The sequence below is a fragment of the Streptomyces telluris genome, from assembly GCF_024519335.1.
GTDB classification, from domain to species: Bacteria; Actinomycetota; Actinomycetes; order Streptomycetales; family Streptomycetaceae; genus Streptomyces; species Streptomyces telluris.
Window position 1 is genome coordinate 28,709 of the sequence record NZ_JANIID010000018.1, and the last position, 22,796, is coordinate 51,504.

A 22,796-nucleotide genomic window follows, 5' to 3' on the forward strand; every position below is an offset into this window, starting at 1 on the left:
TCACCCCAGGTGCAGCGAGCCGTCGCGGACCGAGACCTGCTCCTCGGGGAGCGGCCCCTGCGCCGGACCGCCCTGCACGCTCCCGTCCGCGATCCGGAACCTGCTCCCGTGGCACGGGCAGTTGATGGTGCCCCCGGAGACGTCCTTGACCACGCAGCCCTGGTGGGTGCAGACCGCGGAGAAGGCCTTGAACTCTCCCTTCACCGGCTGGGTCACCACGACCTTCCGGTCCGGGAAGACCTTGCCGCCGCCCTCGGGGATGTCCGCCGCCTTCGCGAGCTCCCCGCCCCCGCTCCCGCCTTCGTCCTTGCCGCCGCCGTCGCCGCCCCGGCCGCACGCGGCGAGCACGGTGACGAGACCGGCGGCCCCCGCCGCCGCGACGACGCTGCGACGGGTCGTCCCGCGCGGGGCCGGTGAGGCGGAGGTCCCGCAGGAGTCCGGGGATCCGGCGGAGGCCGTGGAGTCTGCCGAGTCTGCCGAGCCGGTGGAAGCGGTCCGTGACGTGTGGTTCATGTTCGCTCCTCTGAACGTGCAGGTTCGGGGAGACGTACGGAGCCGGCGGCCCCCGCGTTCAAAGGGCGCCGGAAGGCCCGCAGTAGCCTGGGGCAATGCTCCCCGAAGTCACAGCCACCCGATACGTCACGCCCTTGCGTGAGGGCGGCTCGCTTCCCGGCATCGTCGAGGCCGACGATCTGGGTACGTACGTCATGAAATTCACCGGTGCGGGTCAGGGTCGCAAGACGCTGGTCGCCGAGGTCGTCTGCGGACAGCTCGGCCGCGCGCTGGGCCTGCGCGTCCCGGACCTGGCACGCATCCAGCTCGACCCGGTCATCGGCCGGGGCGAGCCGGACCAGGAGGTGCAAGGGCTGCTCAAGGCCAGCGGCGGGCTCAACCTCGCCATGGACTTCCTGCCCGGCGCGCTCGGCTTCGACCCGCTCGCCTTCGAGGTCGGGGCGGCCGAGGCCGGCCGCGTGATCTGGTTCGACGCGCTCATCAACAACGTCGACCGCTCCTGGCGCAACCCCAACCTGCTCGTGTGGCACGGCGAGCTGTGGCTCATCGACCACGGCGCCACCATGATCTGGCACCACAACTGGCCGGGGGCCGCCGCGGCCGCCGCCAAGGCCTACGACGCCTCCGACCACGTCCTCGCCACCTTCGGCCCGGACCTCGCCGCGGCCGCGGCCGAGCTCGCGCCGCGCGTCACCGAGGAACTGCTGACCGAGGTCGCCGCCGACGTGCCCGACGAGTGGCTCGCGGACGAGCCGGGCTTCGACGGCCCCGACGCGGTGCGCCGGGCCTACGTCGAGGTGCTGCTGGAGCGGGCACGGAGCATCGGCGACCGGATCACGGTCGGCGAACGCAGCAAGGACAAGCCCTCGCAGGCGCCGGAGTGGGTGCGTGTCAGGCTCGACGGAAGGGCCGGGAAGTGACCGGGCGCCACAACGGACGCGAAGTTTTCGAGTACGCACTGCTGCGGGTCGTCCCCCGCGTCGAACGCGGTGAGCAGATCAACGCCGGGGTGGTCGTCTACTGCCAGGCCAAGGGCTACGTCGCCGCCCGCGTCCACCTGGACGAGGCGCGGCTGCTGGCCCTCGACCCGGCGGCGGACGTGGCGGGCGTGCGCGCCGCGCTCGGTGCCGTCGAGGGCGTCTGCCTCGGCGGGGAGCGCGCCGGACAGGCCGCCGGGGACGACCCGGGGCGGCGCTTCCGCTGGCTGATCGCCCCCCGCAGCACGGTCGTGCAGCCGGGCCCGGTGCACGCCGGCCTGACGGCGGATCCGGAGAGCGAGCCGGAGCGGCTGCTGGACCTGCTGGTGAGGTGACGTGCGAGCGGCGCGGGAAGGCGTTGACAGCGGGTGGCGGGGCTTCTAGCGTCTGATCCGCCGAAGCTACTAAGCGGTTGCTCACCTGCCCGGCGGGGTGCCGGGCGGGCGGGCCGCCTTCGAGGTGAGGAGATCCCCGTATGCCCAAGCCCGAGCAGCGCGTGGCCGTCGTCACGGGCGCGGCCCGCGGCATCGGTGCCGCGACCGCCGTACGCCTGGCCCGGGAGGGCCGCGCGGTCGCCGTCCTCGACCTCGACGAGGAGGCCTGTGCGGGCACCGTCGAGCAGATCACCGCGGCCGGCGGGCGGGCCCTCGCCGTCGGCTGCGACGTCTCCGACGCCGACCGGGTGGACGCCGCCGTCACCCGGATCGCCGCCGAGCTGGGCGCGCCGCTCATCCTCGTCAACAACGCGGGCGTGACCCGTGACAACCTGCTGTTCAAGATGAGCGAGAGCGACTGGGACACCGTCATGAGCGTGCACCTGCGGGGCGCGTTCCTGATGTCGCGCGCCTGCCAGAAGCACATGGTCGACGCGCGCTTCGGTCGCATAGTCAACCTCTCCAGCAGCTCCGCCCTCGGCAATCGCGGCCAGGCCAACTACGCCGCCGCCAAGGCCGGCGTGCAGGGCCTGACCAAGTCGCTCGCCAAGGAGCTCGGCAAGTTCGGCATCACCGCCAACTCCGTGGCCCCCGGTTTCATCGCCACCGAGATGACGGCCGCCACCGCGGCCCGCCTCGGCATGACCTTCGAGGACTTCAAGGCCGCCGCGGCGACCCAGATCCCGGTGGAGCGCGTGGGCGAGCCCGAGGACATCGCCAACGCGGTCGCCTTCTTCACCGGCGAGGAGGCGGGCTTCGTCTCGGGACAGGTGCTCTACGTGGCCGGCGGACCGCTCAACTGACAGGAAGCACGGAGATGACTGCACAGCAGCAGGAGCAGCAGGGGCAGCAGGAGCAGGCCGGCCGGCAGGACACCGGCAAGGTCGCCCTCGTCACCGGCGCGAGCCGCGGCATCGGCTACGGCATCGCACAGGCGCTCGTCGCCCGCGGCGACCGCGTCGTGATCACCGGCCGCAACGAGGACGCCCTCAAGCAGGCCGTCGAGTCGCTCGGCGCGGGCCGGGCGATCGGCATCGCGGGCAAGGCCCACGACGAGGCCCACCAGGCCGCCGCCGTGCAGCACGCCATGGAGGAGTTCGGCCGCGTCGACTACCTGGTCAACAACGCCGGGACGAACCCCGTGTTCGGCCCCATGGCCGAGCTCGACCTCGGCGTCGCCCGCAAGGTCTTCGAGACCAACGTCATCTCCGCCCTCGGCTTCGCGCAGCAGACGTGGCGGGCGTGGCAGAAGGACAACGGCGGCGCGATCGTCAACATCGCGTCGGTCGCCGGCATCTCCGCCTCGCCCTTCGTCGGGGCGTACGGCATGAGCAAGGCCGCGATGGTCAACCTCACGCTGCAGCTCGCGCACGAATTCGCGCCGGGGGTGCGGGTCAACTCCATCGCCCCGGCCGTCGTCAAGACGAAGTTCGCCGCCGCCCTGTACGAGGGGCGCGAGGAGGAGGTCGTGGCCTCCTACCCGCTCGGCCGCCTCGGCGTCCCCGAGGACATCGGGGGAGCGGCCGCGTTCCTGCTCTCGGACGCGGCCGGCTGGATCACCGGGCAGACCCTCGTCGTGGACGGCGGGATCTTCCTGAACGCGGGGTTCTGAGGGCGGGCGGCACCGGGTACCGGGGGCGGGCGTCGGCCGTTGTCAGTGGTCGCCGGTAAGTTCTCACCCGAGAACGGAACGAACCCCGGAGGTTGTTGACGTGACCGTCACCGACGTGCTGCCCCAGTCCTGGCACGGTGTCCTCGCCGAGGAGCTGGACAAGCCCTACTTCAAGGAGCTCACCGACTTCGTGGAGGAGGAGCGCACGAAGGCACCGGTGTACCCGCCGCGCGGGGAGGTCTTCGCAGCCCTGGACGCCACTCCGTACGAGAAGGTCAAGGTCCTCATCCTCGGCCAGGACCCCTACCACGGCGCGGGCCAGGGCCACGGCCTGTGCTTCTCGGTCCGCCCCGGGGTGAAGACCCCGCCCTCCCTGCGCAACATCTACAAGGAGATGCGCGAGGAGCTCGGCTACGACGTCCCGGACAACGGCTACCTCCAGCCGTGGGCCGAGCAGGGCGTCCTGCTGCTCAACGCCGTCCTGACGGTCCGCGGCGGGGAGCCCAATTCCCACAAGGGCAAGGGCTGGGAGAAGTTCACCGACGCGGTCATCCGCGCCGTGGCGTCCCGGCCCGACCCGGCCGTCTTCGTCCTCTGGGGCAACTACGCCCAGAAGAAGCTGCCCCTGATCGACGAGAGCCGGCACGTCGTGGTCAAGGGCGCCCACCCCTCGCCGCTGTCGGCGAAGAAGTTCTTCGGCAGCCGCCCGTTCACGCAGATCAACGAGGCGGTCGCGGCCCAGGGCCACGAGCCGATCGACTGGCGCATCCCGGACCTGGCGGCCGTGCCGGCCCTCTGAGCCGGGCCCGGCCGGGGGCCTGCGGGCGGGCGTCGTGCCCGCCCGCCGGCCCCGGCCGCCTCGCGGCGGCGCGTCAGTGCCCGTAGACCGAGTCGCAGATCCGTGAGGCGTCGCCGCCCTGCTGCCAGCGCCCGTGCTGCCGGCCCATCGCGCAGACGTTGTTGTTACGGGCACGGGGGGCGGGCGCCGGCGGTGGCGCCTGCGCGGGCGGCGGCGCCGCGGCCGGCTCCTCCCGGCGGGAGGCCGATGCGGGCGCGGAGTCCGCGGTGCGCTGCTCCGGCTGCGGGGCGGGCGCCTCGCTCCGCGGGTAGGACGGGCCGAGGTCCGGCGATGCGGGCCGGTCCGGCGGGGCCCAGGTGCGGCCCGCCCTGCGGGGCGGGTGCGACAGCCGCGGGGAGCCGGAGGAGCGCGACGGCTCCGCTCTGTCACCGGACGACGCGTCCAGGGCATCGTCGAAGTCGTAAGGATCCGTGGGGTCCGCCCCGTCCCGGTGGTCGTGGGCGCCGGAGCGGCCGGAGGGAGTGATCGCGCCCTCGGGTCCCGAGGCGCCCCCCGCAGTGGCGGCTCTCGGATCCTGCCCGGGCGCCGCGGGGGAGCGCGCTCCGTCGGGCCCCGTGGTGATCAGATCCTCACGGGCGGGGCCGGGCAGCAGATCGCCCGGCCGGGAGTGGCCCGGCGGGCGGGGCGGGGAGTGGGAGGCGGGCGGCTGGGAGACGGACACACACCCGGCGGCCGCCAGCGCCACCGCCGCCGCCATGACCGTCACTGCAGGCAGTCGATGCACTCGCTCAACTCTGCTGTGCGGCCGTCGGCGTTGGGAATTACCCGCACGGGTGATGTGCGATCACGCGTCCGGGAGTGCTCAGGCTCCGGTCGCCCCGTCGATCCGCTCGCGGATGAGGTCGGCGTGGCCGTTGTGGCGCGCGTACTCCTCGATCATGTGGATGTAGATCCACCGCAGGTCGAACTCCTTGTTGCGGTGCGGGGCGAAGCCGCGGTCGTCCAGCGAGCGCCCGCGCGCCGCCTCCCGGGCCGCGGCGATCTCCGCCTGCCAGGTGGCGTAGGCCTCCTCCCAGCGGTCCTCCTCCGTGACCTCCATGTCGCGGTCCGGATCCTCGTCGGAGTAGTAGATCGGCCCGGCCTCCTCGCGGGCCAGGCACCGGCGGAACCAGCTGCGCTCGACCTCGGCCATGTGCCGGACGAGACCCATCAGGCTCATCGGGGACGGCGGCGCGGACGCCTCGCGCAGCTGCGCCTCGTCCAGGCCCGCGCACTTCAGAGCCAGCGTGGCGCGGTGGAAGTCGAGCCAGCTCTCCAGGCTGGTGCGCTCGTCGGAGACGGTGGGGGGCGTGGGACGCTCAGGAGTGATCATGGCGGTCATCCTGGCGGCCCCGTGCCGCCCGCGCCAGAGGTTTTCGCCCGGCGCCCTTCCGTACAGCCGTATGCTTCCCAAACGAAGGCACGCACCAGGGAGGCGCTTGTGAAGGTCGGCTGCATCGGGCTCGGAGACATCGCACAGAAGGCGTACCTTCCGGTGCTCGCCACCCGGCCGGGCCTCGAACTCCACCTCCACACCCGCACCCCCGCCACGCTCGCGCGCGTCGCCGAGGCCCACCGCATCCCGGAGGCCCAGTGCCACACGGACCTCGACGCGCTGCTCGCGGCGGACCTCGACGCGGCCTTCGTCCACGCGGCGACCGCGGCCCACCCCGAGCTCGTCACCCGCCTCCTCGAAGCGGGCGTACCGGTCTACGTCGACAAGCCCCTCGCCTACGACCTCGCCACCAGCGAGCGGCTCGTCCGCCTCGCCCGGGAGCGCGGCGTGAGCCTGATGGTCGGCTTCAACCGCCGCTACGCGCCGTCCTACACCCAGTGCCTGGACCACCCGCGCGACCTGATCCTGATGCAGAAGAACCGCATCGGGCTGGCCGAGGATCCGCGCACCCTCGTGCTCGACGACTTCATCCACGTCGTCGACACCCTGCGCTTCCTCGTCCCGGGGCCGGTCGACCACGTGGACGTCCGCGCCCGGGTCCGCGACGGCCTCATGCACCACGTCGTGCTCCAGCTCTCCGGCGACGGCTTCACGGCGATCGGCACCATGAACCGGATGAGCGGTTCCACCGAGGAGATCCTGGAGGTCTCCGGACAGGACACCAAGCGGCAGGTCGTCAACCTCTCCGAGGTGATCGACCACAAGGGGCAGCCCAGTGTGCGCAGGCGGGGCGACTGGGTGCCCGTCTCCCGTCAGCGCGGCATCGAGCAGACCGTCCTCGCCTTCCTCGACGCGGTCCGGGCGGGCAAGCTGCTCGACGCCGAGGACGCGCTGGCGACCCACGAGCTGTGCGAGCGCATCCTCAAGGCCGCTGCGGAGCAGGCTTCCTGACGCGCCGTCGCACGAGCCGCACGCCCTCGGCGGCGCACGTGCAGGCGACCACCGCCAGGGACACCAGGACGACCCAGTCCCCGTACCGGACGTAGGGGCTCGTGCCGCGGGCCAGCGGCACGTCGCGGACGGCGGCCTCGCTGCGGTCGGTGCCGATCGGGGCGCCGACCGCCCGGCCCTGCGGACCGGCGACCGTGCTCACCCCCGTCAGCGTCGCGTGCACCACCGGCCGCCAGGTCTCGGCCGCCCGCAGTGCGGCGAGCGAGGCGTGCTGCCACGGGGCCCAGCTGCGCTGGAACGTGGAGGTGGAGGACTGGGCGACGATCACCTGGGCGCCGTCGCGGGCCAGCTGCCGGCTCATGTCGGGGAAGGCCGACTCGAAGCACACCAGCGGGCCGATCCGCAGGCCCTCCGGCGCGGAGGGGGAGGCGGGCAGCCGCATCACCACCGGGTGTTCGCCGCGCCTGCGGTCCTCGCCGGCCGCCTTGCCCACCGACGTGGCCCAGCCGAGCAGGGAGCGCGCCGGCACGTACTCCCCGAACGGTACGAGCCGCATCTTGTCGTAGCGGTCCCCGGTCGGCCCGCCGGGGCCGACGAGGACGGAACTCTTGAAGATGCCGGGCCGGTCCGAGCGGCGCGCGTCGACGTTGACGAGGAGGTCGGCGCCCACCGCGCGGGAGAGCGCCGTGAGCCGGTCCCGGAGGCCGGGGTGCTGCGCGAGGTCGCCGCCGACGGCGCTCTCGCCCCACACCACGAGGTCCACCCGCTGCCCGGCCAGCTTCCTCGTGAGCTCCTCCTGGCGGTCGAACCGGCGCTGGACGCTGCCCGTCCCGTTGACGAGGCCCGGCTGGACGAGGGCGATCCGGACGGTGCCCGCCGCGCGTGGTGAAGGCGCCCACCACCACACCCCGGCGACGACGGCTGCACAGCCCACCAGGCCGACTAGTCCGGTGATACGCGCGCGAGAAGCCCAAATGACCGTGGAAACGGCGGTGTTGAGGGCCACGAGGAGGAAACTAACCAGCCAGATCCCGCCCGTTGAAGCGAGCTTGAGAGCGGGTTGCACCTGCCACTGACTCGCCCCGAACAGACCCCACGGTCCGCCCAAATACTCCCATGAACGGGCAAGTTCGACCATCAACCAGCCGGAGGGGACGGCGATGAGGGCCGCGGCGGCCCGCGCCGGCCCCGGGGAACCGCCCAGCAGCCGCTTGACCAGCACGCCCCACGGCGCCCACAGCAGCCCCAGCAGCGCGGCCAGCACCAGGATGAAGACGTGCAGACTCGGCAGCAGCCAGTGGTGCACGGCGAGCAGGAATCCGCCACCGCCGAGCCAGCCGTCCAGCGCCGCGCGCCGGGCGCCGGGCGCCGTACGGATCAGGGACAGCCAGGGAACGAGAGCGACATAGGCCAGCCACCACAGCGAAGGCGTGGGAAACGTGAGCGCGGGCAGCGCTCCCGCCACCACCGCCGCAGCCGCCCGCGGCCAGGGCCGGGTCAGCAGTCCGGCGTACGGGCCGTCCGGCGGTTGCGTCGTCATGGCGTGCCTCCCTGGGCCCGAACGGTCACCGGCGCCGTAGATCGTCGATCATTCGTCCGCGCGACGCATGAGCGGGATCCGGCCAACCCTTATTTTTTCGAACAGCAGAGGATCATGGGGAAAAAACTCTGACATCGGGGTGCAATATTCCACCGCCATCACTCATCAGAAAAGCTCTTTTGGCCTGGTTCGGTCATAAACGGTCCGAAGTGAGCCTTGCATCCCGCGCTGGAAAGGTGTGACCGGGTATGCGCCGCGGGTTATCCCCGGTCCACCCTGGGCAGGTACCGCGCAAAAGTGGACAGGAACGCTGCGAGCCGGCCTGGGGAGGCGCCGTGACGGGCGTGCGAGATCGCATATCAGTACAGCCCTTGGAGATCGTGCCCTTCTACTGCCCGATACCGCCGGCGGTGCACCCGGGCATCCGGGAGATCGACCGCACCTCGGTCGACTGGATGCTCCAGCGACAGCTCGACACCTCGGCCCACCAGCGGCAGCGCCTCGCCCGGTGCGACTTCGGCGGGCTCACGGCCCGGACCATGCCCTACGGTCGGTCCGGACCGCTCACCGTCGTCGCCAAGCTCCACGCCGTGCTCTTCTCCCTGGACGACGCCCTGTGCGACGAGTCGACCGCCACCGCCCACGGCCTGGCGCACACGACCTCACGCATCATGCGCGTCCTGGAAGCGCCGGTGCCGGAGTGGCCGGATGACTCGCCCCACGCCGCGGCACTGCGGGCCGTCCGCCTGGAGCTGGCCGAACACGCGACGCCGAGCCAGCTGCGCCACTGGACCGAAGGCATGCGCACCTACCTCTCCGGCCTGGTGTGGGAGGCCGCCTGCCGCCGCGACCGGGCCCTGCCGTCCGTGAACGACTACGCCGCGATGTGGATGCGCGCCATCGGCATGGCGCCCTCCACGGCCCTGATGGACATCGCAGGAGGATACGAACTCGACGACCGTGACCTGGACCGGCCCGAGGTCCGGGCCCTGACCGAGATGACCTGGACGCTCGTCGCCTGGGACAACGACTTCTACTCACGGAACAAGGAGATCCAGCGTGCCGGTGACAACCTCAACCTGATCGACGTCCTCGCCCAGGAACGGGACTGGGAGCCCGCCCGGGCGCAGGAAGAGGCCATGGCGATGCGCGACCGCGTCATGACGCTCTTCCTGCGCTTACGCGAGCAGATCTGGCCCCGGGCCGGGGTGGAACTGCGCTGCTACCTGGTGGCGCTGGGCCACTTCGTCCGCGGGCACCTGGACTGGGCCTCGCGCTGCGCCCGCTACCAGGACCCCTACGGGACCGCCACCGACGTGGAGTGGTGGAAACCGGCCCCGTCGGACGACAGCCCGGACCCCCTGCCCGTCCCCGCCATCGCCTGGTGGTGGGACCAGCTCGAAGCCGGCTGCTACCGCCGCCCCAGCAGGCGCCGCAGCGACCTCCACCACGACCGCCGCGAATCCGGCGCCGCCGCCCCGGAGTCCCGGACCGGCGGCGCGGGGATGGCCGGCTGTTCGGCCCGCTCGGGCTGAGCGGGCACGGGCGGCTCCGGCGCGGGTGTCAGCGCCTCCTCCGGAGGCAGTGGCGCCCGCGCCGTGAACCGCACGGGCAGCTCCGTCAGATGACGGGACATCAAGGTGGAGCGGTAGCTGAGCTCCGACTCCTCCACCGAGAGGGTCAGGTCGGGAAGGCGCAGCAGCAGGGCGTCGATGCCCGTGTCCGCGATCGCCCGGCCCACGTCCTGGCCCGGGCACTCGTGCTGGCCCCCGCTGAACGCCAGGTGCGAGCGGTTGCCGTGGACGGGGACATCGGGATCGGGGCGGATCACCGTGTCCATGTTGGCGGCGGCCAGCCCCAGGATCAGGGCCTCCCCCTCCTTGATCTGCTGACCCGCCAGCTCCGTGTCCTGCGTCGCCCAGCGGCCCAGGATCGAGATGAACGGCGGCTCGTCCCACAGGACCTGCTCGACCGCGTCAGGCAGCGTCATGTGGCCGCCGGCCAGGGAGGCCTGGAAGCGGTGGTCGGTGAGGACCATTTTCAGGGTGTTCGCGATGAGGTTGGCCGTGGTCTCGAAGGCCGCGATCAGCACCAGCCGCAGATGCTGCTGCACCTCGTCGTCTGAGAGTCCGGCGGGGTGCTCCAGCAGCCAGCTGGTGAAGTCGGCACCCGGCTCGACGCGCTTGCGCGCCACCAGCTTGCGCAGCGTCTCCTGGACGAACTCGTTGCTCGCGATCGCCGTCTCGGTGCCCTTGATCATGTCCCGGGCGGCGTTGACGAGCTGGGGGCTGTACGCCTCCGGCATGCCCAGCAGCTGCGTCATCGCCATCATCGGCAGCTGCTCCGCGAACTCGTGCACCAGATCCGCCCGGCCCGAGGCGCAGAAGCGGTCGACGAGCTGGTTCGAGGACTGGGTGACGTGGCGGCGGATGCCTCGCTTGTCGAAGCGGGCGATGCTGTCGTTGACGGCGCCGCGCCAGCGCTCGTGCTGCTGGCCGTCGGCGAAGACGCAGATCGGCTGCCAGGTGGTGATCGGCGCGAGCGGGTGGGTCGGGGCCAGGCGGCCCTCGCGCGCCTCGATCCACCGCCGGGAGTCGCGCGAGAAGCGCGAGGGGGTGCGCGCCACGTCGAGGTTCTCGCGGTAGCCGAGGACGAGCCAGGCCGGGACGTCGTCGTGCAGCAGGACGGGCGCCACCTGACCGTGCTTCTGGCGGAGCCGCTCGTAGAGCCCCATCGGGTCGGCCTCGGCCTCCGGGCCGTACAGCCGGGTGATCCCGCCGGGGCCGGTCGCGTGGGCCGGGCACTGCGGGGGAGGCCCGGCCGGGGAGGGGGTGCGGGGGCGTTCGGAAGGGAGGGTCACTGGTGCTCCGTGGAGGCGGTGGTGAGCGTGTAGAGGTAGCGCATGAGGGTGAGCAGGGTGTCGCGGCAGGAGGCGCGGTCGCGGGCGTCGCAGTCGACCATGGGCACCGACTCGTCGAGGTCCATGGCCGAGCGGAGCTGCTCCATCGGGTATCTGGGGGCCTGGGGGAAGCGGTTGACGCCGACGACGAACGGCACCCCCTTCTCCTCGAGGCGCCCGATCACGTCGTAACTGACGTCCATGCGGCGGGTGTCGAGGAGGACGACCGCACCCAGGGCGCCCTCGAACAGGCCGTTCCACAGGAACCAGAAGCGCTCCTGGCCGGGCGTGCCGAACAGATACAGCACCAGGTGCTCGTTGATGCTGATCCGGCCGAAGTCCATGGCCACGGTCGTCTCGGTCTTGTGCTCGATCCCGGCGATGTCGTCCACGCCGACACCGGCCTGGGTCATCGTCTCCTCGGTGGTCAGCGGCCGGATCTCGCTGACCGATCCCACCAGGGTCGTCTTGCCGACCCCGAACCCGCCGACGATGACGACCTTGACGGCCGCGGTGGCCGAGGCCGGCAGGACGTCCTCGCTGCGCGGCCCCGCATAGGTCTCCAACCCGGGGGAGTCAGAGCTTCTGTAGTCCATTCATCACCGCCTCCAGAAGTTGTACGTCGGGAAGGGCGGCCGCCGGCACCGGCGGCCGGGCCTCCACGTGACGATCCGCCACCAGCTCCGTGAGCAGCAGGGTCAGCGTGCTGACCGGCAGTTCCAGGTAGGCCGATATCTCGGCGACGGAGAGCGGGTAGGCGCACATCCGGACGATGGCGGCGTGCTCGGGCTGCAGCCCGGGGTCGGCCTCGGACCGGGACACGATCAGCGTCACCAGGTCGAGCTCCGTCTTCCGCTCCGCGCGGGGCTCGCCTCCGGTGAGGATGTAGAGCCGGTCCGGGCTGCCGGGGGCGGTCGGGGAGCCGGGTCCCTCCGTGCTCATGTCACCGACCCGCCGACCCGCGGCGGACTGGTGAGATGCGAACCGATGCGGGCCACCAGATCCCGCATCCGCATGCCCATCAGCTCGGCGTCCACGTCGTCGTCGGCCAGCACCGCGAGGAAGGCTCCGGCCCCGGCGGCCATCAGATAGAAGAATCCGCCGTCGACCTCGATCACGACCAGGCGCATCTGCCCGTCCCCGTGCGGGAATTCACCGGCGATCGCGGTGGACAGGCTCTGCAGTCCGGCACAGGCGGCGGCGAGGCGGTCGGCGGCGTCCGGGTCGGTGCCGTGCTGAGCCATGCGCAGGCCGTCCGAGGACAGCACGATCACGTGGCGGGTCTGCGGAACACTGGTTGCCAGGTCCTTGAGCATCCAGTCCATGTTGAACCGCGGCTGCGTCACTTGGCTACTCTTCCTTGTCTGACGGGATATCACTGTGCGGCCGGCCGGGATCCGGCTCCAGGGACTCCCCGTTGATGCCGCGGTTGAAGGCGGCCAGCCACATTCCGGGCTGCTTGGGGGCCTCCTCCGGAGCGGCCGGCGCGGCGGGCGGGGCCGGCGGCCGGTCCCGCCGTTCGGCCGCGCCCCGGCCGAACGGGAGCGGCGCGGGGCCGCGGCGCCGCCGCCGCTGCGGCAGCCCGCTGTCCCCGAGCGGCGGGGGGATGGGGTGCTCCATCATCGGCGGGGCCGTCTGCGGAGCGGGCGGTGGGATCTTCTGGCCGGGGCGGCGCTTGGACTTGAAGGGCGGGAGCTTGGGCGCGCGGGCGATGTCGCCGCCGGGGTGCTTGCTGGCGGTGATCAGGTCCATGGGGATGACCAGGACGGCCCGGACGCCTCCGTAGGCGGAGGGCCGCAGCGACACCAGGAAGTTGTACGTGCGGGCGAGCCGGCTGACGACCGCGAGGCCCAGCCGCGGGGCCTCCCCGAGGTCGTCGAGGTCGAGGGCGCCCTCGCGGGAGAGGACGCGGTCGGTGCGGCGGCGCGCCTCGTCGGTGAGACCGACGCCGGCGTCCTCGATCTCGACGGCGATGCCGGACTGGATGTCCACGGCGGTCAGGTGCACCCGGGTCTGCGGGGGCGAGTAGCGGGTGGCGTTGTCCAGCAGCTCGGCCAGGGCGTGGATCACCGGCTCGACGCCGGCGCCGACCACGGCGACGTCGGCCACCGAGTGCAGGTCGACCCGCCGGTACTCCAGGATCCGCGACATGGCGCCGCGCAGCACGTTGTACAGCGGGATCTCGTTCTTCCACTGGCGGCCGGGGCGGGAGCCGCCGAGGACGGCGATGCTGTCGGCGAGGCGGCCGGTCAGGGCGTTGCCGTGGTCGAGGTGGAGGAGATCGCCGAAGACGTCGGGGTCGTTGCCGTGCTTGTGCTCCATCTCCCGGATGTCGTAGGCCTGCTGGTGCACGATGGCCTGCATGCGGCGGGCGATGTTGACGAAGGCGCGCTGCGCGGAGTCGCGCAGGCCCTCCTCGGCCTGCACGGCTTCGATGACGGACTTCAGCACCGACCGGTGCGCGGCCGCGTAGCCGGGTTCGAGGTCGTGGACGGGCAGCGTGTGGCGCAGCACGACTTCGGTGGGGGAGCCGCGCTGCAGCAGGTGGATGGCCCGGGGGAGCAGCTCCTTGGCCAGCCGCCGGGTCTCCGCCTCGTGCTGGTCGAGCTGGTACCGCAGGCCGGCCTCCTGCTCGGCGCAGCGCCGCCGCAGGGCCGCGATGACCCGTCCCCGCCGGGCGGCTTCGGAGCTTGCCAGCGCCACCGCGATCGTGGCGGAGGCCCCGCACCAGGCCACCGGCACGCGGGCGTCGGGGCCGACGGCGAGGACCGCCGTACCCGTGCACACGGCCAGCACCAAGGGGGAGATCAGCCATATCAGTGCGGAGACGGGCCGCCGTTGAACTGACGAGCCAGTACCAACCATCGGGATCCTCGGAACTCTTAAGAAGGCGTAGGGCCCGGCGCGGCAATCCCGGGTGTCTCCCGCGGAGAACGGCGCCGGCGCAGCACTTGTGCGCACCGTGAAGTAGTCACCACAACCCGCTGCGCGACATGGAGCGTAGCCGGTCGCGCGGGGCTTCTGCGCGAAGTTGTCATATTCGCAGATTGGCCTGACGTAGGAATTCGAAAGGCTTCATAATGGCCTCGCGCTTCGAATTCCGAATATGTTTCCGAATCGTATGAATGTATGTTCGGTGCGGGTTGGGTGTGCGGCCCGTGGTGCGGAGCGGGCTCCAGTGGCGGGCGGGGGAGGGTCACGCTCCCGGGTGGTCCGTCTGCCGAACCCTGCCCCTGGCCTCACGGACGGGGCTAGGCTCGCTTCACCACATCTTCCGGGGAGACATCGCCATGTCAGGGCATCAGCGTGAACAGAACGCATCCGCCGCCCTGTTCGAGCGGGAGCTCGAGCTGCAAGCCGCTGAGCAAGCGGTGCAAAGGCTGTGCGGAACTGCGACCGAAGGGCGGCCCCGGCTGGGCGGCCTGCTGCTCTACAGCGGCGAAGCTGGCCTGGGCAAAACGGCGTTGCTCACCGAGACGCGCCGGATGGCCGTCGAGGCGGGCAAGTGCACCGTCCTCTTCGCGCGCGGCAGCGAGTCCGCGCAGCCGGTCCCCTTCCACGTCGTCCGCCAGCTGCTCCAGCCGGTCCTGGCGCCGATGAGCGAGAGCGACCGCAAGGAGCTGCTCGGCGGCTGGTACGAGATCGCCGGCCCGGCGCTGGGCATCGCCCCGCCGGTCGGCCCGCAGGACCCCGTGGGCGTGCGCGACGGCATCGACTGGCTCGTCACCCAACTCGCCACCCGCCAGGAGCCGGTGGTGCTGATGATCGACGACGCCCACTGGGCCGACGCCGAGTCGCTCGCCTGGCTCTCGTTCTTCGCGGTGCGTCTGCAGGAGACGCCGCTGCTCGCCGTCATCGCCTACCGCCCGGTGGAACTCGCGGAGAACGCACCGGGCTTCCACGAACTGGTCGCCGGGCGCAGCTCCCGCCCCGTGGAGCTGCGCGCCCTGACCCCGGAAGCGGTCAACCGGCTGGTGCACGACTCCTTCCCGGAGCAGGCCGACGCCCCGTTCTGCCGCGAGGTCTGGGCCGTCACCGGCGGAAATCCCTACGAGACCGTCGAGTTGGTCGCCAAGGCGAACGACCGCGGCCTCAAGCCGGTCGAGGAGTCCGCGTCCCTCCTGCGCGACCTCGGCGCCACGGCCCGCGGCAGCGGCCTGGTCTCCCGCCTGGAGCGGCTGGGCACCGCCGTCACCCGCTTCGCCTGGGCGGCGGCCGTGCTGGGCACCGAGATCCAGCCGTCCCTGGCGGCGAACCTCGCGGGCATGGGACCGGCCCAGGCCGCCGAGTGCGCGGACAAGCTGCGGCACGCCCGTATCCTCACCGGCGCCATCGACCTGGAGTTCGTCCACCCGCTGATCGCCACGGCCATCTACGCATCGATCCCGCCGGCCACCCGCACGGCCATGCACGGACAGGCCGCGTGGTCCGTCACCGAGGCGGGGCTCGGTCCCGCCGCGGCCTCGCGGCACCTGCTGGAGGTTCACCCCGACCACGACTCGGAGCTGGTCGAGCAGTTGCGCGTGGCCGCCCGCGAGCACCTGGCGGTCGGCGCCCCGGATGCGGCCCGCCGCTGTCTGGAGCGCGCCCTGCAGGAGCCGCCGCCCGAGGAGGAGCGGGCCGCGGTCCTCTACGAGCTGGGCTGCGCCGCGCTGCTCACCTCGCCGTCGACGACCGTCAACCACCTCAAGACGGCGCTGTCCCTGCCGCACCTCACCGAGGAGCTGCGCGTCGACGCCACCTACCGCCTCTCCCAGGCCTACGCCCACAACAGCCAGCTGCGCGAGGCCGCCGAGGTCGTGAAGGAGCAGGCCGAGCGCACCCCGCCGGGCGCCGGGCGGATGCGCCTGCAGGCCGCGCACTATCTGTGGCAGGGCATCCAGGTCGAGGAGCAGGACTCCCAGACCCGTTCGCGCCGCATCGCCGAGCTCGCCGAGCGCATCCGCGGCCGCGACAACACCGAGCGGACCCTGCTCGCGCTGCGCGGCTTCGACGGCATGATCCGCGGCGAGGACGCCGTGCAGGTGGTCGAGAACATCGAGCGCGCCCTCGTGGACGGCCGGCTGGCCGAGGGCATGGGGTGGACCAACACCGAGTGGGGCTTCGAGGTCCCCAGCATCATCGGCATCACCTTCGCCTACACCGACCGGCTCGACCACGCCGAGGAGCTCTTCAAGGACGCCGTGCGGGCCTTCGAGATCTCCGGCTGGAGCGGCGGTCACCTCGCGTTCGCGCACGACTTCCTCGGTCTGGTGCACCGCCGTCGCGGCGAGCTGGACGAGGCCGAGGCGCTGCTGCGCGAGGGGCTGCGGCTGGGCAAGCGCCTCGGCCCCGGCCTGCCGATCCACTGGGACGGCGCCTGCCTGCTGATCGACACCCTGCTCGCGCGCGGGCGGGTCGACGAGGCCCAGGCCTTCGCCGAGGAGAACGGTTTCCAGGCGCCCTACACGCCCGCCATCGTGCTGCCCGACGCCGCGTGCCTGGCCGGGCGGCTGCTGCTCGCCCAGGGCCGCAGGAAGGAGGCGATCACGGAGCTGGAGGCCGCCGGGCGCAAGCTGGACGAGCGCGGGCGGAACAACACCGTGTGGGCTCCGTGGGCGCTCGACCTGGCCGTCGCCGTCAAGGACGAGGAGCCCGAGCGGGCCCGCGCCCTGGCCGACAAGGCCGTGCGCAACGCCGCGCGCTTCGGCACGGACACGGCCATCGGCGACGCCCTGCGCAGGGCGGCCCTGGTCGCCGAGCCGGACGAGGCCTTGGTGAAGCTCGGCCAGGCCGTGGTGCACCTGCGCCGCTCTCCGTGCAAGTACGAGTTCGCGGCGGCCCTGGTGGCCCATGGTTCGGCGCTGCTGCGGGCCGACCGGCCGGTCGAGGCGACCGAGCGGCTGCGCGAGGGGCTGGAAGTGGCCCAGCAGTGCGCGGCGGACGGGCTCGTGGCCACGGCCCGGGCCGATCTCGCCTCGGCGCTGTGCGAGGGAGCCGAGCCGGCGGGTGACGCCGTGCACTGAGCCCGGCCGGCTCCGGGCCCCGTCGGCTCGGGTTCAGGAAGCGCGGCGGCCGGATTTCCTGGTCGCCGTCTTCTTGGCCGTCTTGGCCGTGGTGCTCTTGGCGGTGCCGGCCTTGGCCGTGGACGCGGCGGTCTTCTTGCCCTTGGCGGTGGAGGAGGCCGCCGCCGTCTTCTTGGCGGCGGTGCGCTTCTGCGGCGCGGCGGTTTTCTTCGCCGTGCTGCGCGCCGATTTCCTGGGCGCAGCCCCCTTCTTGGCGCCTTTCTCCGGTCCTTCCCCCGCCTTTCCGGCCGCGTTGTCGATGGACGCCTGGAGCGCGGCCATCAGGTCGATGACGTTGTCCGGTGCGGGTGCCGTCTCCTTCTTGGGGACCGGCCGGTCGGACAGGTGGGCGTTGATCAGCTCGCTCAGGGCGATCTCGTACTCGTCCTCCAGCTCGTCGAGGTCGAACTCCTCGGAGAGGGTGTCCATCAGGCTCGTGGCCATCTTCAGTTCCTGCGGTCGCACGGTGACCGAGGAGGGCGGCGCGAGGTCGCCGCTGTCGCGGATCTCGTCCGGCCAGTACATGGTGTGCAGGGTCAGCAGGTCGCCGTGGACCCGCAGGAGGGCCAGGGACTCCCGGGTGCGCAGTGCGATCTTGGTGACGGCCACCCGCTCGGTCTGCTTGAGGGTCTCGCGCAGCAGGACGTAGGGCTTGTCGGCCGCGGCGCTCTCGGGTGCGAGGTAGTAGCCGTTGGAGAGCTGCAGGGGGTCGATCCGGTCGGCGTCGACGAAGGCGAGCACGTCGATGAGCTTCTTGCTGGGCAGCGGCAGCCCGGCCAGCTCGTCCTGGGTGACGACGGCGGTGTGTCCCTCGTCGTCCTGGAAGCCCTTGGCGATGTGCTCGTAGTCGACCGGTTCGCCGCAGGCTTCGCAGATGCGCTTGAGGTGGATCCGGCCGCCGTCCGCGTCGTGGACCTGGTGCAGTCTGAGGCCGTGCTCCTGGGTGGCGGCGTACAGCCGTACGGGTACGGACACCAGTCCGAAGCCGATCGCACCTTTCCACATGGTCCGCATAGTTTTATCCCTCCACGGGGAATTCCTACCTTATGTCTGTCTCTCCGGAGCGGCAGGCGGTGGAGATCGAGGGCCACCGGCTGGCCCTGACCCATCTCGACCGGGTGCTCTTCCCCGCATCGGGCCACACCAAGGCGCAGGTGTTGCAGTACTACGCCCGCATCGCCCCGGTGATGGTGGCGCACACGGCCGACCGGCCCGCCTCCTTCGTCCGCGCCCCGGAGGGACCGGGCGGGCAGAGCTGGGTCGCCAAGAACCCGCCCGGCGGGAAGCCCCGGTGGGTGCGGGTGGTGCCGGTGGAGCACCGTGAGGGCGTCACCGAGCAGGTCGTCATCGACACCACGGCCGCCCTGGTCGCGATGGCCAACCTCGGCGCGTACGAGGTGCACGTCCCGCAGTGGACGGCGACGGCCGGTCCCGACGGGCACGACCGGCTCGTCCTGGACCTGGACCCCGGGCCCGGCGCCGACCTCGTGGTCTGCTGCCGGGTCGCCCAGCGGCTGCGCCAGCTCCTGGACGACGACGGGCTGACCGCCCACGCCGTCGTCTCCGGCTCCAAGGGCCTGCACCTGTACGCGCCGGTCCACGCTGCGTCCGGCCGGGCCGCCGGCGGCTACGCCAAGGAGCTGGCCGCCCGCATGATGGGCGAGCACCCGGGCCTCGTCGTGGTCTCCATGGCGCGCGTCGAACGCCGGGGGAAGGTGCTCATCGACTGGTCGCAGAACGCGAGCGCCAAGACCACCGCCGCGCCGTACACCGTGCGGCTGCGGGAGGGCGCCCCCGGGGTGGCGGCCCCGGTCACCTGGGACGAGGTCGCCGCGTGCCGGGACCCGGACGAGCTCGCCTTCACCCCCGAGCAGGTGCTGGACCGGGCGGAGACGTACGGGGACCTGCTGGCCCCGCTCACCGGCGACGCCACCCGCGCGCGGCTCCCGTGACGTCCGGCTTCAGCCGAGCCGGGTCAGATCGGGCCGCAGCCGGTGCCAGACGGGGTGCCGGAGGCGGCCGGACGCCGTCCAGCCGGAGAAGACGACCTCGGCGACGAGCCGCGGCTCGACCCAGTGCGCGCCCGCCGGCACGTCGGCGGGGCCGGCGAAGGGCGGGTCCGCGCGCGGGATCACCGCCAGGTAGCGGGCGAGGTCCCGGCGCTCGCGCTCGGAGAGCCCCGATCCGACGGACCCGGCGTAGCGCAGGCCCTCCGGCTCCTCCACGCCGACCAGGACCGCCCCGGGCAGCCCGGAGAGGGAGCCGCGGCCCTCGGCCCAGCCGCCGATGACCACGTCGAGGGTGACGACGTGCTTGGTCTTGCGCCATTCGGATGACCGGATGCCGGGCGTGTAGAGGGACGTGAGCTTCTTCGCGACGACGCCTTCGAACCCGCCTTCGAGGGTGGCCTCCCAGGCCTGCTGCCCGTGTCCCTCCACGGCGGCCGGCACCGACCAGGCCGGGCCCGCGAGGCCGAGGCCCTCCAGCACGGCGCGCCGCTCCCGGTAGGGGAGGCCCAGCAGGGACCGGCCGTCGAGGTGCATGACGTCGAAGAGCATGAGGCGTACGGGGTACTCGGCCGCGAGGCCGGCCGCACGGTGCGGGTCGGCGACGCCCATGCGGCGCTGGAGCAGCCCGAAGTCGGGCCGCCCCGCCCCGTCCAGGACGACGACCTCGCCGTCGAGGACCGCGCTCCGGCCGCGCAGCTGCTCCTCCAGGGCCTGGAGTTCGGGGTAGGTCGCGGTCGCGTCGTTGCCGGCGCGGGTGACCGCCCGGAGGGTGCCGTCCCCGGGCAGGCTCACGACCAGGCGGATCCCGTCCCACTTGACCTCGAAGGCCCACGCGGCCTCCTCGGCCGCGGGCGGCAGGGGCGCGGTCGTCGCCAGCATCGGCCGGATCGCGGGCGGCGGGGCCGGCGCGCGCCGGGCGGTCGGGGGCATCGCCTGCCGCCTAGCCCTTCCCCCGCGCCCACTCCAGCAGCCGGGGCGCCGTCCACGTCGTGATGATGCGTTCGGCGGGCACTCCGCACTCCTCGGCGCGGGCGCAGCCGTGGATCTGCCAGTCGAGCTGGCCGGGGGCGTGCGCGTCGCTGTCGAGGGAGAACAGTACGCCCGCGTCCAGGGCTTGGCGGATCAGGCGGCGGGGCGGGTCGAGCCGCTCGGGGCGGCAGTTGATCTCCACGGCGGTGTGGAAGCGGGCGCACGCGGCGAAGACCATCGCCGCGTCGAAGGCGGACTCGGGCCGCCCGCGGCCGGCCAGCAGCCGCCCGGTGCAGTGGCCGAGGACGTCCACCAGGGGGTTGGCCACGGCTCCGACCAGCCGGCGGGTCATGGCGTCCGCGTCCATGCGCAGTTTGGAGTGCACCGAGGCGACGACGATGTCGAGCTCGTCGAGCAGGCCGGGCTCCTGGTCGAGCGAGCCGTCGTCGAGGATGTCGCACTCGATGCCCCGCAGCAGCCGGAAGCCGTCGCCGAGGTCCTCGTTCACCTCGGCGACCACGTCGAGCTGGGCGCGCAGCCGCTGCGCCGTCAGGCCCCGGGCGATGGTCAGGCGGGGGGAGTGGTCGGTCAGCACCGCCCACTCGTGGCCGACGTCGCGCGCCGCCCGCGCCATGGCGTCGATCGGGCTGCCGCCGTCGGACCAGTCCGAGTGCATGTGGCAGTCGCCGCGCAGGGCGGCCCGCAGGGCCTCGCCGCCCTCCGCCAGCGGTGTTGCGGCCTCCTCCTCCAGCTTGGCCAGGTAGCCGGGCACGCGCCCGGCCAGGGCCTCCGCCACCACGCCGGCGGTCTTGGGCCCGATGCCCTTCTCGGCGGTGAGCGTGCCGGCGGCCGCCCGGCGCCGCAGCTCCTCCCCGGGCAGCCCGGCGATCACCTCGGAGGCCGTACGGAAGGCCTTGACCCGGTACGTGGGCGCGTCCGCGCGCTCCAGGAGGAAGGCGATCCGGTCCAGGGCCTCCACCGGGTCCATCGCACCCACCGCCTCCTTCGCCGTCCGGTACCCCTACCGTGCGCGATCCGGGAGGAGCGCGCACGTGCGAGGGCCGCGGGCGGCGGGCACACGTGGGTGAACCGGTGAGTAGGCGCGGTGCGCGGTGGGGAGGGTTCGGGCATGAGCGCCCCCACACCGTCCCCCTCGCCTTCCTCTCCGTCCTCTTCCTCCTCCGGTTCCTCGGGCGGGCGCACGGGCCGCGCGGTGGTCCTCGGCGCGGGCATGGCCGGCATGCTGGCCGCGGCCGCGCTCGCCCGGCACGCGGGCGAGGTCGTGATCGTGGAGCGGGACCGGCTGCCCGAGGGGATGGAGCCGCGCAAGGGCCTGCCGCAGGCGCGGCACGCGCACCTGATGATGTCCGGCGGGGCCCGGGCGGTGGAGTCCCTGCTGCCCGGCACGATCGAGGGGTGGGTGCGGGCGGGGGCCCGCCGGATCCCGCTGGGGACCGGGCTCGTCGCGATGGGCCCGCACGGCTGGTACCCGCGCTGGCCGGGCACGCAGTTCCTGATGGCCTGCACGCGCGACCTGCTGGACATGGTCGTCCGCGAGCAGGTGCTGGCGCTGCCCGGCGTCACGCTGCGCGAGGAGACGGACGCCCTCGCGCTGCTCGGCAAGGCGCAGCGGGTCACCGGCGTGAAGGTCCGCACGGCCGGCGGCCACTCCGCGGAGGCGCTGGAGGCCGACCTGGTGGTGGACGCCTCCGGGCGCGGCTCCCAGGCCGCGCGCCGTCTCACCGAGCTCGGGCTGCACCCGGCGCACGAGGAGACCGTCGACACCGGCATGGTCTACGTGACCCGGATCTTCCGGGCGCCCGCCGGCAGCGAGCGCTTCCCCGTGGTGAGCGTCCAGGCCGACCCGCACGGCCGGCAGCCGGGCCAGGGCGCGACGATGGTCCCCGTCGAGGGCGGCCGCTGGCTGCTCACGGCCTGCGGCACGCGCGGCGGCGAACCGTCGCGGGAGGCGGGGGAGTTCGAGCCGTTCGTGCGCAGCCTGCGCCACCCGCTGATCGCCGACCTGATCGCGGACCGGGAGCCGCTGACCGACGTCCACCTCACGCGCAGCACCGTCAACCGCCGCCGCTACTTCGAGCGCATGCCCGCCTGGCCGGAGGGCTTCGCGGTGGTGGGGGACGCCGTCGCCACGTTCAACCCCGTCTACGGGCAGGGCATGTCCGTGGCCGCCCACAGCGCGGTCGCGATCCGCGGCCTCCTGGCGGAGCGGGGCCTGGGGGCGCCCGGCCTGGCCCGGAGCATCCAGCGTGCGGTCGGCCGCGCCGCGGGCAGCCCGTGGGACCTGGCCACGGGCGAGGACATCAACTACCCCGGGGCGATCGGCGAGCAGCCCCCGGCCGCGGCCCGGCTGCTGCGCGGCTACGTCCAGCGCCTGATGCGCACCGCGACGGTGAACCCCGTCGTGATGCGCTCCCTCTTCGACGTGATGACGCTGTCCGCGCCGATGAGCGCGCTGGTCAAGCCGCCGGTGGTGCTCGGTGTGCTGCGCGGTCCCGGCCGTGAGGTGCGCAACGAGCCGTCGATCACCGCCGCGGAGCTGGCGCTGTGCGGGCTGGGCCCGCGGTGACCGGCGCCGCGCCGTCACCGGCGGGCA

Annotated in this window: 21 protein-coding genes and 1 pseudogene; 10 read left to right on the top strand and 12 right to left on the bottom strand. The window is 73.0% G+C overall.

What is annotated here, in order from left to right:
- Complete coding sequence (locus NQU55_RS19855; protein ID WP_168092108.1) at nucleotides 1-513, bottom strand: Rieske (2Fe-2S) protein; 513 nt, start codon at nucleotides 511-513, stop codon at nucleotides 1-3.
- Nucleotides 514-608: 95 nt separating this feature from the next.
- Between NQU55_RS19855 and NQU55_RS19860 the strand changes: the two genes are divergently transcribed.
- The 5 genes from NQU55_RS19860 to NQU55_RS19880 all read left to right on the top strand — a co-directional run bounded on the left by NQU55_RS19860 (nucleotide 609) and on the right by NQU55_RS19880 (nucleotide 4,335).
- Nucleotides 609-1,433 carry a HipA family kinase gene (locus NQU55_RS19860; RefSeq protein ID WP_168092109.1) on the top strand — a complete coding sequence of 275 codons (825 nt, stop codon included), beginning with the start codon at nucleotides 609-611 and terminating at the stop codon, nucleotides 1,431-1,433.
- Nucleotides 1,430-1,825, top strand: coding sequence for a DUF3037 domain-containing protein (locus NQU55_RS19865; RefSeq protein WP_168092110.1), 396 nt, complete (start codon nucleotides 1,430-1,432; stop codon nucleotides 1,823-1,825). The genes NQU55_RS19860 and NQU55_RS19865 overlap by 4 nt, the downstream gene beginning before the upstream one ends.
- Nucleotides 1,826-1,965: 140 nt before the next feature.
- Entirely contained in the window at nucleotides 1,966-2,727 is a 762-nt protein-coding gene (gene fabG / locus NQU55_RS19870; protein ID WP_168092111.1) for a 3-oxoacyl-ACP reductase FabG, read from the top strand.
- A gap of 14 nt (nucleotides 2,728-2,741) precedes the next feature.
- Nucleotides 2,742-3,536, top strand: a complete 795-nt coding sequence (locus NQU55_RS19875; RefSeq protein WP_168092112.1) for an SDR family oxidoreductase — start codon at nucleotides 2,742-2,744, stop codon at nucleotides 3,534-3,536.
- A gap of 100 nt (nucleotides 3,537-3,636) precedes the next feature.
- Nucleotides 3,637-4,335, top strand: coding sequence for a uracil-DNA glycosylase (locus NQU55_RS19880; RefSeq protein ID WP_256790919.1), 699 nt, complete (start codon nucleotides 3,637-3,639; stop codon nucleotides 4,333-4,335).
- Between the two features lie 73 nt (nucleotides 4,336-4,408).
- On the opposite strand, the gene NQU55_RS19885 is transcribed toward NQU55_RS19880, so the two are convergent.
- Nucleotides 4,409-5,119 (bottom strand): hypothetical protein, encoded by a 711-nt coding sequence (locus NQU55_RS19885; RefSeq protein ID WP_168091819.1) that lies wholly within the window; start codon nucleotides 5,117-5,119, stop codon nucleotides 4,409-4,411.
- Nucleotides 5,120-5,197: 78 nt separating this feature from the next.
- Nucleotides 5,198-5,707 (bottom strand): DinB family protein, encoded by a 510-nt coding sequence (locus tag NQU55_RS19890; RefSeq protein WP_168091820.1) that lies wholly within the window; start codon nucleotides 5,705-5,707, stop codon nucleotides 5,198-5,200.
- 108 nt (nucleotides 5,708-5,815) lie between these two features.
- Between NQU55_RS19890 and NQU55_RS19895 the strand changes: the two genes are divergently transcribed.
- On the top strand, nucleotides 5,816-6,721 hold the full coding sequence (locus NQU55_RS19895) for a Gfo/Idh/MocA family protein (protein ID WP_168091821.1): 906 nt from the start codon (nucleotides 5,816-5,818) through the stop codon (nucleotides 6,719-6,721).
- Here the strand turns inward: NQU55_RS19895 and lnt are convergent.
- Entirely contained in the window at nucleotides 6,693-8,261 is a 1,569-nt protein-coding gene (gene lnt / locus NQU55_RS19900) for an apolipoprotein N-acyltransferase (protein ID WP_168091822.1), read from the bottom strand. The genes NQU55_RS19895 and lnt overlap by 29 nt on opposite strands.
- A 539-nt stretch (nucleotides 8,262-8,800) precedes the next feature.
- Here lnt and NQU55_RS19905 point away from each other — a divergent pair.
- Nucleotides 8,801-9,409: pseudogene (locus NQU55_RS19905) on the top strand (terpene synthase family protein); the annotation flags it as partial.
- Between the two features lie 263 nt (nucleotides 9,410-9,672).
- Here NQU55_RS19905 and NQU55_RS19910 read toward each other — a convergent pair.
- Genes NQU55_RS19910 through NQU55_RS19930 form a run of 5 tightly spaced genes read right to left on the bottom strand, consistent with a single transcriptional unit; the run spans nucleotide 9,673 to nucleotide 14,025 of the window.
- Complete coding sequence (locus NQU55_RS19910) at nucleotides 9,673-11,121, bottom strand: cytochrome P450 (RefSeq protein ID WP_168091823.1); 1,449 nt, start codon at nucleotides 11,119-11,121, stop codon at nucleotides 9,673-9,675.
- The gene (locus NQU55_RS19915; protein WP_168091824.1) at nucleotides 11,118-11,756 is read right to left on the bottom strand and encodes a GTP-binding protein; all 639 of its coding nucleotides are present in this window, start codon (nucleotides 11,754-11,756) and stop codon (nucleotides 11,118-11,120) included. The genes NQU55_RS19910 and NQU55_RS19915 overlap by 4 nt, the downstream gene beginning before the upstream one ends.
- Nucleotides 11,737-12,102 carry a DUF742 domain-containing protein gene (locus NQU55_RS19920; RefSeq protein WP_168091825.1) on the bottom strand — a complete coding sequence of 122 codons (366 nt, stop codon included), beginning with the start codon at nucleotides 12,100-12,102 and terminating at the stop codon, nucleotides 11,737-11,739. The genes NQU55_RS19915 and NQU55_RS19920 overlap by 20 nt, the downstream gene beginning before the upstream one ends.
- Nucleotides 12,099-12,485 (bottom strand): roadblock/LC7 domain-containing protein, encoded by a 387-nt coding sequence (locus NQU55_RS19925; RefSeq protein WP_206329087.1) that lies wholly within the window; start codon nucleotides 12,483-12,485, stop codon nucleotides 12,099-12,101. The genes NQU55_RS19920 and NQU55_RS19925 overlap by 4 nt, the downstream gene beginning before the upstream one ends.
- A gap of 25 nt (nucleotides 12,486-12,510) precedes the next feature.
- Nucleotides 12,511-14,025, bottom strand: coding sequence for a sensor histidine kinase (locus NQU55_RS19930; protein ID WP_168091826.1), 1,515 nt, complete (start codon nucleotides 14,023-14,025; stop codon nucleotides 12,511-12,513).
- A 425-nt stretch (nucleotides 14,026-14,450) separates the two neighbouring features.
- Between NQU55_RS19930 and NQU55_RS19935 the strand changes: the two genes are divergently transcribed.
- A complete protein-coding gene (locus NQU55_RS19935; protein WP_168091827.1) occupies nucleotides 14,451-17,165 on the top strand; it encodes an ATP-binding protein in 2,715 nt (904 codons plus the stop codon).
- Nucleotides 17,166-17,198: 33 nt separating this feature from the next.
- On the opposite strand, the gene ku is transcribed toward NQU55_RS19935, so the two are convergent.
- Nucleotides 17,199-18,209: a non-homologous end joining protein Ku gene (ku, locus tag NQU55_RS19940; protein WP_256790920.1), complete on the bottom strand. Its 1,011-nt coding sequence runs from the start codon at nucleotides 18,207-18,209 to the stop codon at nucleotides 17,199-17,201.
- Between the two features lie 41 nt (nucleotides 18,210-18,250).
- On the opposite strand from ku, the gene ligD (NQU55_RS19945) reads away from it, so the two are divergent.
- On the top strand, nucleotides 18,251-19,156 hold the full coding sequence (ligD, locus tag NQU55_RS19945; RefSeq protein WP_168091829.1) for a non-homologous end-joining DNA ligase: 906 nt from the start codon (nucleotides 18,251-18,253) through the stop codon (nucleotides 19,154-19,156).
- A gap of 9 nt (nucleotides 19,157-19,165) precedes the next feature.
- Here the strand turns inward: ligD (NQU55_RS19945) and ligD (NQU55_RS19950) are convergent, their stop codons facing one another.
- Nucleotides 19,166-20,143, bottom strand: coding sequence for a non-homologous end-joining DNA ligase (ligD, locus tag NQU55_RS19950; RefSeq protein ID WP_168091830.1), 978 nt, complete (start codon nucleotides 20,141-20,143; stop codon nucleotides 19,166-19,168).
- A gap of 10 nt (nucleotides 20,144-20,153) precedes the next feature.
- A complete protein-coding gene (locus NQU55_RS19955; RefSeq protein ID WP_168091831.1) occupies nucleotides 20,154-21,170 on the bottom strand; it encodes a PHP domain-containing protein in 1,017 nt (338 codons plus the stop codon).
- Between the two features lie 141 nt (nucleotides 21,171-21,311).
- On the opposite strand from NQU55_RS19955, the gene NQU55_RS19960 reads away from it, so the two are divergent.
- Nucleotides 21,312-22,769, top strand: a complete 1,458-nt coding sequence (locus NQU55_RS19960; RefSeq protein ID WP_168091832.1) for an FAD-dependent monooxygenase — start codon at nucleotides 21,312-21,314, stop codon at nucleotides 22,767-22,769.
- Nucleotides 22,770-22,796 lie beyond the last annotated feature (27 nt).

What these genes read in the sequence shown, in the direction of transcription:
- NQU55_RS19855 (WP_168092108.1), bottom strand. Translation starts at nt 513, where the DNA reads ATGAACCACACGTCACGGACCGCTTCCACCGGCTCGGCAGACTCGGCA.
- NQU55_RS19860 (WP_168092109.1), top strand. Translation starts at nt 609, where the DNA reads ATGCTCCCCGAAGTCACAGCCACCCGATACGTCACGCCCTTGCGTGAG.
- fabG (WP_168092111.1), top strand. Translation starts at nt 1,966, where the DNA reads ATGCCCAAGCCCGAGCAGCGCGTGGCCGTCGTCACGGGCGCGGCCCGC.
- NQU55_RS19875 (WP_168092112.1), top strand. Translation starts at nt 2,742, where the DNA reads ATGACTGCACAGCAGCAGGAGCAGCAGGGGCAGCAGGAGCAGGCCGGC.
- NQU55_RS19890 (WP_168091820.1), bottom strand. Translation starts at nt 5,707, where the DNA reads ATGATCACTCCTGAGCGTCCCACGCCCCCCACCGTCTCCGACGAGCGC.
- lnt (WP_168091822.1), bottom strand. Translation starts at nt 8,261, where the DNA reads ATGACGACGCAACCGCCGGACGGCCCGTACGCCGGACTGCTGACCCGG.
- NQU55_RS19915 (WP_168091824.1), bottom strand. Translation starts at nt 11,756, where the DNA reads ATGGACTACAGAAGCTCTGACTCCCCCGGGTTGGAGACCTATGCGGGG.
- NQU55_RS19920 (WP_168091825.1), bottom strand. Translation starts at nt 12,102, where the DNA reads ATGAGCACGGAGGGACCCGGCTCCCCGACCGCCCCCGGCAGCCCGGAC.
- NQU55_RS19925 (WP_206329087.1), bottom strand. Translation starts at nt 12,485, where the DNA reads ATGGACTGGATGCTCAAGGACCTGGCAACCAGTGTTCCGCAGACCCGC.
- NQU55_RS19930 (WP_168091826.1), bottom strand. Translation starts at nt 14,025, where the DNA reads ATGGTTGGTACTGGCTCGTCAGTTCAACGGCGGCCCGTCTCCGCACTG.
- NQU55_RS19935 (WP_168091827.1), top strand. Translation starts at nt 14,451, where the DNA reads ATGTCAGGGCATCAGCGTGAACAGAACGCATCCGCCGCCCTGTTCGAG.
- ku (WP_256790920.1), bottom strand. Translation starts at nt 18,209, where the DNA reads ATGTGGAAAGGTGCGATCGGCTTCGGACTGGTGTCCGTACCCGTACGG.
- ligD (WP_168091829.1), top strand. Translation starts at nt 18,251, where the DNA reads ATGTCTGTCTCTCCGGAGCGGCAGGCGGTGGAGATCGAGGGCCACCGG.
- ligD (WP_168091830.1), bottom strand. Translation starts at nt 20,143, where the DNA reads ATGCCCCCGACCGCCCGGCGCGCGCCGGCCCCGCCGCCCGCGATCCGG.
- NQU55_RS19955 (WP_168091831.1), bottom strand. Translation starts at nt 21,170, where the DNA reads ATGGACCCGGTGGAGGCCCTGGACCGGATCGCCTTCCTCCTGGAGCGC.
- NQU55_RS19960 (WP_168091832.1), top strand. Translation starts at nt 21,312, where the DNA reads ATGAGCGCCCCCACACCGTCCCCCTCGCCTTCCTCTCCGTCCTCTTCC.